Raw genomic sequence first — 10,846 nt, 5'->3', positions numbered from 1 at the left:
CCCGGTCGGTGTTGCGGCGGTTCTCCGAGGCGTGGTTCGCGGCGGCGAAACGCCGCAAGGACGGTGACACCTCGGCCCGGTTTCCGCGCCGGCGGCGGGCGTTGATGCCGGTGCGCTGGCATCACGGCACCTTCGGCCTGGACGGACGCCGGGTGCGCATCCCGACCGCCCAGGGCGCCCGGCCGTTGTGGGTGCGGTTGGCGCGGGAGGTGCCCTATCCGGCCGGCCATGTCCGGTCAGTCACGCTGCTGTGTGAGGGTGGCCGTCTGTTCCTCGACATCACCGCGGAAGTCCCGGTGGCCACCTATCCACCGGGTGAGGGGCCGGACCCGGGCCGGGTGGCCGGGGTGGATCTCGGGATCATCCACCCCTACGCCGTCGCGGGCCCGGACGGTGAAGGGTTGTTGGTGTCGGGGCGGGCGGTCCGCGCCGAGCACCGCATGCACCTGGCCGACACCAAGCACCGGCGCCGCGCCGTCGCCCGCCGCGCCCCGAAACCTGGCCAGCGGGGGTCGCGGCGGTGGCGTAAGTACCGGCGGCGGGCGCGGCTGGTGGAAGGCCGGCACAAGCGGCGGGTCCGTCAGGCCCAGCACGAGGCTGCCGCGATGGTGGTGTCCTGGGCCGTGGAGCAGCGGGTCGGTGTGCTCAAGGTCGGCGACCCCCGCGGCGTACTCGATGTGGAGGCGGGGCGGCGGCACAACCTGCGGCTGCGGCAGTGGCAGATCGGCCGCCTGATGCAAGCCCTGCAAGACAAGGCCACCCTGGCGGGTATCACCGTCGACCCCGTCAACGAACGCGGAACCTCCTCCACCTGCCCCGCCTGCCGGCGGCGGGTGCCGAAACCCCGCGGTCGGACGCTGTCCTGCCCGCACTGCCGATACTCCGGGCACCGCGACCTGGTCGCGGCCGCCATCATCGCCACCCGCACCCCGGGCGGCGGACCCACCACCCCCACAGCAGTTGTGCTGCCGGAGGTGGTCACGCACCGTCGAGCCGGCCGACACCTCCCCGGTGCCGGCCAGTCCCGGCGTGATCCCCGCCGCCCACCACAGACGGCGAGAGGATCAGTTGGCCCGCGGAGGCCCGCCCCACCACAAGGTGGGGAGTCGCTCGCCAACACGGCGAGGATCCACAACAGGGCACCGGAAACCCGGTGAACGTTAGTGGACACCGCACTAGCGGGGTCAGCCGGTCAGGTGAGAGCGTTGAGCCGGTCACCGAGGGCGCCCATTGACCGGGCGACCGGTCCGGCGACAGGGACGGTGACCTTGTTAGCCGCCCTTGTTCCGGCGCCTGCGCCGGCGATCTGCAGCCGCACCGAGCGTTGGTTGAGCGGAGATGACAGGAGGTTGTCGGGATATTTGCGTAGCTCATCGCTGATGCTGGTGGTCTGGACTGGGGAGTTGGTGATGCCGATGTCGTGGCCGGCGGCGGTGATCTCGTGCCAGCCGACGCGGTCGGGCCGGAAGTTGTCCTGAATGTGGATTGTGGTGGCCCTACGGAGATCGACGTTGGCGGTGAGGTGGCATTCGGTGCGGCCGGTGGCCAGGTTGGCGGCTCCGGGGCGGTAGGTGAAGGTGCTGGCGGTGACCCGCCGGGCGAGGGCCCGGTCGGCGGTTCTGACCGATAGGGCGTCGGCCACTCCCGTACAGGTGGCGTTGGCGTATGTGGTCTGCTCGGCGGGGGTGACAGTGCCGTCGCCGTCGCGGTCGACGGTGGCCTTCTGCTGCAGGGTGGGTATCTCCGCGTCGTCGATGACCGCCAGGTCCTCAATCCGGTCTGGATACGGACGGTTCTCCAGAGATTTCGAGATGTCTCAAGGGCGAGGCGTCGTCGCGCGCAGTCAACCCGACCATGCCGACCCACGTGTCTTGATCGGGACCACCGTGAGTTGCTACCGACCGCTCTGCGATACCGGTGCAGTGTCCGCTTCTGCTTGAATACCGTGCACGTGGTGTTGGGTCGGTGTCAGCGTTTGCTGGCCCTTGTTGTAGGTCTCCGCAGTGGGAGAGACCGTCAATTGGACGGAAGTCGGTCGGCCAGGGGCGTTCCGGTCTGCGGCCAACGCCAACGCAGGCACCGCCGTAACGCCGTGGCGGCGTTCGGCTTGCGAAACGACTTCGTCAGTTAGGGGGCCGACGGGCTTTGGTCGTCATGCGGCACGTGGGGTGGCAGGCTCGACGACGCTCGTGTGGGGGTTCGGCGGCCTCGATCTGGCCGGTAGCCAAATCGAGGCTCACGCCGTTCGGTTTGAGCGGGTCGATGCTACTCGCGGCGGTCTTCGAGTATCGGGGGGGCGAACGGTTAGTTCTGTCGGCGCCGGATCCACCAGAAGCAGGTACCGGCCAGCGCCCCGGCGAGCACGAGGAAGATCCCGGTTTCCATCCACTGCAGGAGCCAGTAGTGGCTCGCGGGGTGGTAGGTGACTGTCTGGTGGAGGTTGTCCTTGGCGAGGCAGGCACCGATCTGGCTCAGGTCTGGGGCTTCGCCCTGGCTATCTGGGAAGCATTCGGGGTAACTCTCGATGCGGACCACCTGGCCGGCCGAGTTCTTCACGGGCGGCTGGGATGTTAGCCACGCGCCCCGCGGTACTGGCAGGTCGAAGTGGAATTCCGTCTGTGTGCCCCGAAAGTCGTGGAACTGGCTCGTGCTGGCCTGGTTGATCGGGAAGGTGGTCGTGGTCGAGGGCAGTGACCCAGCTCGCTCAATCGGCCGGCGGGGCGTCTCGCGGCCCGCTGGTGCGCGGCTTCGGCGGCACAAACCCGGCACCCTACCGTGCCTACCTTCGTTCGGTTGCCAACCTCGCCGGATGCTGCGGGGCCCTCGCGGCGGGCGCTGCGGTGCAACTGGACACCCGCGCCGCCTACCTGGCCCTGATCGTCGGCAACGCCACCAGCTTCGTGGCATGCGCCGCCATCATCACGCGGCTGCCCTCACTGCCACCCATCCCAGCGCCCCCCACGACCGGGCGCTGGATCGCACTGAAGGACAAGCCCTACGTGGCAGTCACCGTGCTCGACGCCATCATGGGAATTCACGGCCAGGTACTGGTCTTCGCACTGCCGGTGTGGATCATCTCGCAGACCCACGCCCCGCGCTGGTTCGTCGGGGTGGCCGTGCTGGTCAACACCGCCCTCGTCGCGGCGCTCCAGGTCAGAGCGAGCCGGGGCATTGATACCAGTCCAGCGGCAGGTCGAGCCATGCGCCGCTCCGGGATGGCGTTCCTGATCGGAATGGCCCTGATCGCCGCCACGTCGACGATGCCCGGATGGCTCGCCATCACGGTGATGACGCTGGGAGTCGCAGCGCACACCGTCGGCGAGCTATGGCACGCGGCGGGCTCACTTGAGCTGCAGTTCCGACTCGCGCCTCCACACGCGCAGGGGCAATACACGGGACTCTCCGGGCTCGGCACAGGCCTGGCCAACGTCGCCGCCCCTTCCATCCTGGGCCTGCTCTGCATCGCCTGGGGCGCCCCCGGCTGGCTGCTGATGGGCGGCATCTTCGTCGCGGTCGGGCTGGCCGCCCCGGCAGTCGTCCGGTGGGCCGAGCGAACACGTCCAGACCCAGCAAAGGCCGTCTAGAGTCCAGCGATCCGGCAGCCGGAACCGAACCGGCCGGAGGTTGACCGAGCCCAGCGCGGCGGCCAGACACCGGACCGGGAGCTGCTGCGCCGCCAGAATCGGACGGCCTGAGGCCTACGTCGAAGTCGGTGTGACGGCCCAAGTTGGGCTGACGGTTTCAACGGACGCCGAAGATCGAAACGGGCGAGGTCTCCGGAAGATGGTTCAGTGCTCAAGCAGAACCTGAAAACCGGAGACCTTGCGGAAACGGTAGCGGTGACGAGACGGTTCGACCTGACCGACGTGCAGTGGGCGGTGCTGCAGCCGTTGCTGCCGCCGGCAAGCGACCAGGTCGACCGTCTTCGTGGACCAGGCGGCAATTGATCGACGGGAGTGGCTGTGACCGACTTCGACACAGACCCTAGCCTCGGCACCTCCACGACTACGCCGCCTCGACGCACCTCCTCGTCGAGCATTGCCAGGTGCCACGAGGCCAGCATTGGGACAGTTCTGATATCCCACATCGCCAGCAGACATCACCCGCGCGATCCGGGCAGCGGTTCCGCCCGGGGTGGTGCTCGACGGTGAGCTGATCGTCTGGGAGCGGGGCCGCACGAACTTCGCGCAGCTGCAACGGCGGGTCACCGCCGGCCGCGACCTACTGCGCCTGGCCCGCGAGTGTCCCGCCCACTACGTGCTGTTCGACCTCCTCGCGGACACCGGCGGGCAGGTGATCCTCGATCTGCCGTTGTCGCAACGTCGGGCCCAGCTGGAACAGCTGCTCGCCGGCGCGCCGGCGCAGCTGACCGTGACGCCGCAAACGACAGACCTGCGGCAGGTGGCGGACTGGCTGCTGCACTGGACCGCCGCGGCGGGCATCGAGGGCGTGGTGAGCAAACGCCTGAGCGGCCGGTACGAGCCGGGCCGGCGGGGCTGGTCGAAGTTCCGGACCCGGATCGTCACCGAGGCGATCGTCGGTGGGGTGACCGGCGACCTCAGCCGTCCGGAGTCGGTGCTGCTGGGCCGGTTCGACCGGCGGGGACGGCTGCGGTACACCGGCCGTTCCCACCCGCTGACCTCCGCGCAGGCCGGCGAGCTGGCGGAGTCGCTGTCACCGCCACGCATGCCGTGCCGCGGCGAGGCGCATCCGTGGCCGCAGCCGCTGCCCGCGTCCTGGTCCGGCCAGCTGGACCGGCCCGAACCGCTGCAATACGTGCAGGTGGAGCCAACCGTGGTGGCGGAGATCAACGCCGACGTGGCGTTCGAACACGGACGCTGGCGCCATCGGGTTCGGTACGCGCGCCTCCGGGCGGACCTGTCGGTCTATGACGTACCGCTGCTGCTGGGCGAGGAGGAAGGCTACTTCGGCGACCTGGGGTGAGCATCCGTGGGCCTGCTGATGAACAGCAGGCACCTCCGAATCCGCTGCAGTCACGCCTCAAAAGTCACGTGAGCCGCCCGAGCTGCTTGCATCCGCAACTGTCGATGTGCGGAGTCGTCGCCAGCGGCGGCATCGTGGTCATCAACTGGGGCGGTGCAGCCCGTCAGGGTCAGCCAGATGCGCCCCCTGGACTCGCCGTCGTGTTCGTTGCTTCGCGGGCTGCTTCACAGTCGCAGGCTCCGTCGTGGCCCGGTTCAAGTCGGCAGGAGAACCAATAAGGCAGGCTCGTCAGGTGGGTCACGTCCGCGTTGGTGGTGTAGGAGACGGCCATCGCGGGATCCGGTTTGATGTTATGCGGCGATCGGGGTGGGGTCGGTCTGGTCGGTGTCGTGTTGGCTGGTCTCGATCGTGACCATGCGGGCTTTGGCGAGTAGTTCCAGGCCCATGTAGCGGCGGCCTTCGGTCCACTCGTCGGTCTGCTCGGCGAGGACGGCGCCGACGAGGCGGATGATCGCCAGCCGGTTGGGGAAGATCCCGACGACGTCGGTGCGGCGGCGGATCTCCTTGTTCAGCCGCTCCTGCGGGTTATTCGACCAGATCTGGCGCCAGATCTCCCGCGGGAAGGCCGTGAACGCGAGCAGGTCGTCCCGGGCATCAGCGGGTGTTCGGCGGCGGCCGGGAACTTCGCTTCGATGGTGGCCACGACCCGCTGGAACTTGGCCCGAACAGCATCAGCGTGCCCCGCGCGCTCCCCGTCGCCGTTGCCTGGTAGGGCCGCCTCGCCGGGCCGGTCACCTGCTCTGGGGCCACCAGAGAAAGGCGGTTGTTCGACGGGTCCGGGCCGGAGGTGTCACTGCGGATATCCGTGGTGGAACGCCAGTCGATCAGGCACGCGTCGATCTCAAACGTGGACGTCAGCCCGACTCACCCCCGCGCAGCCGCACGGCTCAGCAATACGCTGATAACAAGAAAGCGACCAAGCCCAAGGCTCGGCACCTTCTTCGCGGCATCCTTGCCGGTCGTGGCGGCCGGGACATGGTTCGCCGCCCGGATCGACTGCGTGCCCAGCACAACCGCGAGGCATGTGTATCAATAATGACGCTTGCGGTTCGATGTGCTTCACTCGGCTCACGGGCGGGGACGAGGACACCCCCGGCCGCTGGGCGCGGACAGGCGTCCGAGTCGCGGACGTGGACGGACGCCGCCGGATGAAGCGTTCAGAACTTGCAAGCAAGGAATTCCGTGAGCGACGACACGGCGGAACCGTGGCGACATCGACGGTGGGAAGAGCCACGAGCGCCCGCATGAAATGCCGAACGGCGGCCCGCTGAACCAGTCGGGCCGCCGTGGTAAAGCGTGGATCAGAGTGAGCGGATGCTCGCCGCCTGCGGCCCCTTGGGGCCCTGGGTAATGTCGAACTCCACCCGCTGGTTCTCATCAAGGCTGCGGAAGCCGCTCGCCGAAATCGCCGAGTAGTGGGCGAAAACGTCGGCGCCGCCGCCGTCCTGGCTGATGAATCCGAAGCCCTTGTCGCCGTTGAACCACTTCACGGTACCGGTAGCCATGTCTGCTCCTTCGCAGGCTGTTAGAGACCGCACTGTGCGGACTCGCACGCCGCCGCGTTGATCACCCGCGCCGGAACCGACACGAAAAACGAGAAAGCGCCTGGATGGGCTCAGATACCCATCAGGCGCCGAAAACGTCTAAGGAAATCAAAACTGCAACACGGCTAGCGTAGCACAAAATTCGCCGCTCGCCACCCACTCCTCGTGCGGCGATAGGAGGTTTCGCCTGCCTGCCACGCCGCGCTGACGGCGCGTTGCACGGGCTGTGTCCGTGAGGGTCGTGTACGACGGTGCCTGTCGCCGGTCCCGGCATTTTTGGGCGGTGGCAACAGCTGACGCAGCGGTAGTCGCTGTCGCCCAGCCCACTCATCTGGCCCCTGTCCACGGGCCGGTCTCTTCGTCGTTACTCTGCGTACGCGACGGCGGGCTACGTCCTTGGTCGAAGGTGTCGTCGCGGTCGCCGCGGGCGCTTGTCCAGGGCGTGCAGGCGCTGCTGGACGAGTTGGACGGTGATGACCGGGGTGCTGCGCACCGCGCTGGTCTCCGTCGCCGCCCCGCGCCCGTTGCTATCCGCCCGTGCCAGCTCCACCCTGCCGGGTTTCGTGATGACGCGATCACCTCGATCCGCAAGGCCGGCCAGGCCGTGGACATGACCGCCGCGCAGGCCCGTCGACTGCGCTGACCGGGGCAGGTGACCGGGGCCCGGCCGTGATGGAGGTGATATCTCGGCCACGGTGACCGGCATGTAGCCGCGTCGACACGCCGTCCCATTCGTGCCGGCTGCGGGGAGCGACGCCGTTGCAATGAGTCCCCCGCCGGTGAGGGTCCCGTCAGTGGGAGGCGTTGTCGCCCGTGCCCCGGTGATGGCGGCCGCCGCCCGGCCGGCTGCGACGGCCCGGATCGGTCGCCCTGGCTGGATACCCGGTCGGCGCGCCGGGCGACGTCACCCGCTACCTCGGTGACCTGGTCACCGAGGTGGTGTAGCCGACCTTTCGGTGCGGCGGCCGGTGACGCCTCCGCGCTGCGGTGCGGGATCGCCTCTACCTCGTCTAGTTGATCAGCCAGTGTTGTGCATCGGCGAGGCAGTGCGCTGTTGGCTGTTTTCCTCGTCTCTGAGGTCATCGCCTCCACGTACCGCTGCCGGGCGGGATCATCGCGCGATGGTTGTCATCAATCGTGGATTCGTGGCCGGCTGGTTGATTGCCCGTGGGCGTGGGGTCGGGTGTGTGCGTTACCGGAGAGCAGGTGAGCGCTGGAGAAGTATGGCGGGCCGCGCCCCGGTGTGGCGGTATCGGCTCGGGGACCACGTCGGAAACGACAGACGGTCCCTGCCTTGACAAGGCCGGGACCGTGTGACGGTTCGCGTCGCCTCGGGGGTTACCACCGGTGCGGAGTGGTCAGTGGGTCGGGTCGGATTGGTTGTGTCGGAGGGCTTCTTCGAGTTGGTCTTCGAGGATGATGATGCGGCAGGCGGCGGCCATGTCGGTGCCCTGCTCGCACATCCGATGGGCGCGGGCGGCCAGGCGTAGCTGGTAGCGGGAGTAGCGGCGGTGGCCGCCGGCGGAGCGGTGCGGGTCGATCAGTTTCGCCTCGCCGAGCCGGCGCAGGAAGTCCTGCGAGCAACCGACGATTTCCGCGGCGCGGCCCATCGTGTAGGCGGGGTAGTTCTCGTCGTCCAGCATGTCATCGGGTTGGCCCATGCCACCTCCACATCGAGGGCCCCGGCGCGGAAAGCGCCGGGGCCCAGGGTTAACGGGTCAGAAACACCATCACCGACAAGACTGTCGGTTTGTCATGTCCGCACGGGGCCAGACGGCCTCGGGTGCGGGGATCGCATAAGCGTGACCGGAGAACCACCTCTCGTTCGATGGAAACTGCGGTGTCCGCGCCCGGCCCGTCACATGCGGCCGGCGGCGGGCGATCCAACGGTGTACGGCCCTCCCTTTCCTCTGTCTTCCTCTAGCTCAACTGTGCGTGCTGTCCGCCGGCGCCCGGCCCACGATCTCCTGGCTGCGGCGCCGGCGGACCGATACTGCCTGCGGCGGAGCCCTGAAACCTAACGCTGGCCCCACCGCGTCGTCGCGCCCGAGCGCAAGCCTCACGCCCGGGGTACTGCCGTACTGCTTCAACTTCCACTTTTTACTGGTCGTGCCGAGCGGGAGCCGCCTGAAGCTGGGCCCTGCTCCATCGCCCGTCGTGGGCGGTTTTCGTCAGCGTCTTTGTTGCACCCTCGCACTCAACGGTAGAAAGACTAGCCAGCAACGGCGAGCATGTCTAGCGATTGCCACATAGATTTTCTGGGTTCGGACACGCAGTGTCTTTCCTGTCAGGGCGATCAGGTGTCGCGCTCGACGTACTCGCTGGCGTGTTGACAATCCACCTCCCCGCTCGGTTGACCGATCACGGAAGGCCGGCAGCCGACCGCCGACGAGACGCTCTACGACCGCCCGAGACCGGTGCGGCGAACATCTGACGCAGGCGCGGAAGCCGAAGCGGTATCTGCGCCGTCTCCTGCGTCTCCCTCCCAGGGCCGGTCTGCGGTCCCGGCCCCGCCGCTTGTTACGACCAGCATCGACTTCACGATCATCTAGTGGAGGGAGGGCTAAGGGTGGAGAGCATGGGGTTCGGGAAGAGTAGGGACCACGGGTTGGACGCGGCCATCGAGGAACTGGCCCGGGCGGACACCCTCGCGTTCGGCAAGGTCGGGATTGCGGGGACGCTGCTGCCGGAGACGAAGGCGTACCGGTGGGTCGACCGGGCGTCGGATGAGCAGCCCGAGGAGGCCCGGAAAAAGGTCGACTGGCTGCTCAACCACGGTTCGCCGGCCGGGAAAGCGTATGCGGCCACACTGCTGGACAGGGCCGACGCGGCGGCGGGGCGCGCGGCGTGGACGAAACTGCAAGCCGACGAGGGCGCCTTCACCACGTTCAGCGGCTGCCTTCTGGGCCGCGCCAGCCTTCGTGAGTATGCCACCGAACGCCTCATGGGAGAGTGACCGGCGGTCGACCCGAAGGGCCGGTGCCGACGCCGCGCCGCGGCACCGGTCGCGGTCGCTGCGTTGACGCGGTCGGCGAACACCGCTCCTGACCAGCCGCCGGCGAGTTCGGGTGGCGGTGCTAACTATTTCGGATCGCTTTGGAAGCCATGCACCCCTTCGCTGACGCCTGCCAACGGTTGGTGAGCATCTCCGGCGTCGGGGAGCACGGCGCCGGGGATGCTCATCGGTGAGATCGGTACGGACCTGTCCCGGTTCCTGATCCCAGCGCACCTGGCCTCCTGGGCCAGGCTGTGTGCCGGCAACCACGAATCCGCCGGCAAGAGCCGCAGCGGCAAGACCCGCCACAGCAACGCCACCCGTGCACCATCCCGGTCGAGGGCGGCCTGGGCCACCGACCACACCCACAGCCGGCTCGGTGCCCGGCTGGCCGCACTCCTGTTGCGAAGGTTTGGTGATCGCCGATATCAACCATAGATAGGCGTCACACACCCTCCCAGAGGAGGCCCACACATGCCTCGAACTACCCCTCCCCTGATCGCCGGCCTACTTGCCGCCGCGCTCGTCGCGCCGGTCGCGCCGGCGCAGGCAAGCAACCCGCTCGCCCCGATATCCAGTTCCCTGGCGCGGACGCTGGAGACAGCCTCCAGCACGATCCCGGTGTTCGTGCACGGTACGAGCATCGGCGCGGCCCGGCAGGCGGTCGCCGACACCGGCCTCACGCTCGTCACCACCTGGAACAAGATCGGCGTCGCGGTTGCGCGCGGCACCACCGGGCAGATCGCGGCCGTTCGCGGTCATGCCGGTGTCACCTACGTCGAGGGCGACCAGCCGCTGCGGCTGTACCTGTCAACCTCGAACGTCGCGACCCGAGGCGAGCAGGCGCGCGCCGATCTGCGTGACGGACAGGGACGGCCGGTCAACGGCCGTGGCGTGTCGGCCGCGATCATCGACACCGGCGTGGACGGCACGCACCCGTTCTTCCGCAACGCGGACGGTACCAGCGCAGTGAAGCTCAATCTGAAGAACATCTGCGGCCCGCTCACCGATCTGGGTCTGCCGCTCCCGCTCCCCAACGACTCGTGCTTCCTCGACCTGACCGCGGCCAACGACACCGACACGCTGTCGGCCGGCGGGCACGGCACGCACGTCGCGGGGATCGTCGCCGGGCGGGACACGACGCTCACCGACGGCACGCGGATGCACGGCGCTGCCCCTGATGCCACGCTGATCAGCCTGTCGGTCGGGGCGGGACTGAGTATCTTCGGTGCGGACAGCGCGCTGAACTGGGTGCTTGAGCATCACCTGAACCCGTGCGCGGGCTGCCCGCCGATCAAGGTGA

At 68.5% G+C, this 10,846-nt stretch carries 10 protein-coding genes and 3 pseudogenes; 7 read left to right on the top strand and 6 right to left on the bottom strand.

The features are described 5' to 3' along the window. Positions 1–1,157: transposase (locus tag ABZ570_RS32325; protein WP_358071708.1), on the top strand; the 1,157-nt coding region annotated here is incomplete at its 5' end. Between the two features lie 35 nt (positions 1,158–1,192). Here ABZ570_RS32325 and ABZ570_RS32320 read toward each other — a convergent pair. Both ABZ570_RS32320 and ABZ570_RS32315 read right to left on the bottom strand, forming a co-directional pair. Next, a complete protein-coding gene (locus tag ABZ570_RS32320) occupies positions 1,193–1,642 on the bottom strand; it encodes a hypothetical protein (protein WP_358071706.1) in 450 nt (149 codons plus the stop codon). A gap of 662 nt (positions 1,643–2,304) precedes the next feature. Then, positions 2,305–2,556 carry a hypothetical protein gene (locus tag ABZ570_RS32315; protein WP_358071704.1) on the bottom strand — a complete coding sequence of 84 codons (252 nt, stop codon included), beginning with the start codon at positions 2,554–2,556 and terminating at the stop codon, positions 2,305–2,307. Positions 2,557–2,690: 134 nt separating this feature from the next. Here ABZ570_RS32315 and ABZ570_RS32310 point away from each other — a divergent pair, with 134 nt between their 5' ends. The 3 genes from ABZ570_RS32310 (at position 2,691) to ABZ570_RS32300 (ending at position 4,944) form a co-directional block, all read left to right on the top strand. Beyond that, complete coding sequence (locus tag ABZ570_RS32310; protein WP_358071702.1) at positions 2,691–3,584, top strand: MFS transporter; 894 nt, start codon at positions 2,691–2,693, stop codon at positions 3,582–3,584. A 207-nt stretch (positions 3,585–3,791) separates the two neighbouring features. Beyond that, the gene (locus tag ABZ570_RS32305; protein ID WP_358071700.1) at positions 3,792–3,947 is read left to right on the top strand and encodes a hypothetical protein; all 156 of its coding nucleotides are present in this window, start codon (positions 3,792–3,794) and stop codon (positions 3,945–3,947) included. A 151-nt stretch (positions 3,948–4,098) separates the two neighbouring features. After that, positions 4,099–4,944 carry an ATP-dependent DNA ligase gene (locus ABZ570_RS32300; RefSeq protein WP_358071710.1) on the top strand — a complete coding sequence of 282 codons (846 nt, stop codon included), beginning with the start codon at positions 4,099–4,101 and terminating at the stop codon, positions 4,942–4,944. Between the two features lie 350 nt (positions 4,945–5,294). On the opposite strand, the pseudogene ABZ570_RS32295 reads toward ABZ570_RS32300, so the two are convergent. The 4 genes and pseudogenes from ABZ570_RS32295 to ABZ570_RS32280 all read right to left on the bottom strand — a co-directional run. Then, positions 5,295–5,680, bottom strand: a pseudogene (locus ABZ570_RS32295) (transposase); the annotation flags it as partial. Positions 5,681–5,934: 254 nt separating this feature from the next. Beyond that, positions 5,935–6,021 (bottom strand): annotated as a pseudogene (locus tag ABZ570_RS32290) (IS5/IS1182 family transposase); the annotation flags it as partial. 284 nt (positions 6,022–6,305) lie between these two features. Continuing rightward, positions 6,306–6,509, bottom strand: a complete 204-nt coding sequence (locus ABZ570_RS32285) for a cold-shock protein (protein ID WP_358071698.1) — start codon at positions 6,507–6,509, stop codon at positions 6,306–6,308. Between the two features lie 1,397 nt (positions 6,510–7,906). After that, a complete protein-coding gene (locus ABZ570_RS32280; protein WP_089007704.1) occupies positions 7,907–8,209 on the bottom strand; it encodes a MerR family transcriptional regulator in 303 nt (100 codons plus the stop codon). Between the two features lie 947 nt (positions 8,210–9,156). Between ABZ570_RS32280 and ABZ570_RS32275 the strand changes: the two genes are divergently transcribed. The 3 genes and pseudogenes from ABZ570_RS32275 to ABZ570_RS32265 all read left to right on the top strand — a co-directional run. Further along, on the top strand, positions 9,157–9,504 hold the full coding sequence (locus ABZ570_RS32275) for a hypothetical protein (RefSeq protein WP_358071696.1): 348 nt from the start codon (positions 9,157–9,159) through the stop codon (positions 9,502–9,504). Positions 9,505–9,717: 213 nt separating this feature from the next. Next, positions 9,718–9,981 (top strand): annotated as a pseudogene (locus ABZ570_RS32270) (transposase); the annotation flags it as partial. A 36-nt stretch (positions 9,982–10,017) separates the two neighbouring features. After that, on the top strand, positions 10,018–10,846 hold an 829-nt coding region (locus tag ABZ570_RS32265), incomplete at its 3' end, for a S8 family serine peptidase (protein ID WP_358071694.1).

It is taken from the genome of Micromonospora sp. NPDC007271 (genome assembly GCF_040634005.1).
Lineage (GTDB): Bacteria > Actinomycetota > Actinomycetes > Mycobacteriales > Micromonosporaceae > Micromonospora.
Note: the sequence above shows the minus strand (reverse complement) of the source record. Positions and strands in the feature narration are given on the sequence as shown.

Bases quoted from the DNA above. Each gene is read 5' to 3' on its own strand.
- ABZ570_RS32280 (WP_089007704.1), bottom strand. From the start codon at position 8,209: ATGGGCCAACCCGATGACATGCTGGACGACGAGAACTACCCCGCCTAC.
- ABZ570_RS32285 (WP_358071698.1), bottom strand. From the start codon at position 6,509: ATGGCTACCGGTACCGTGAAGTGGTTCAACGGCGACAAGGGCTTCGGA.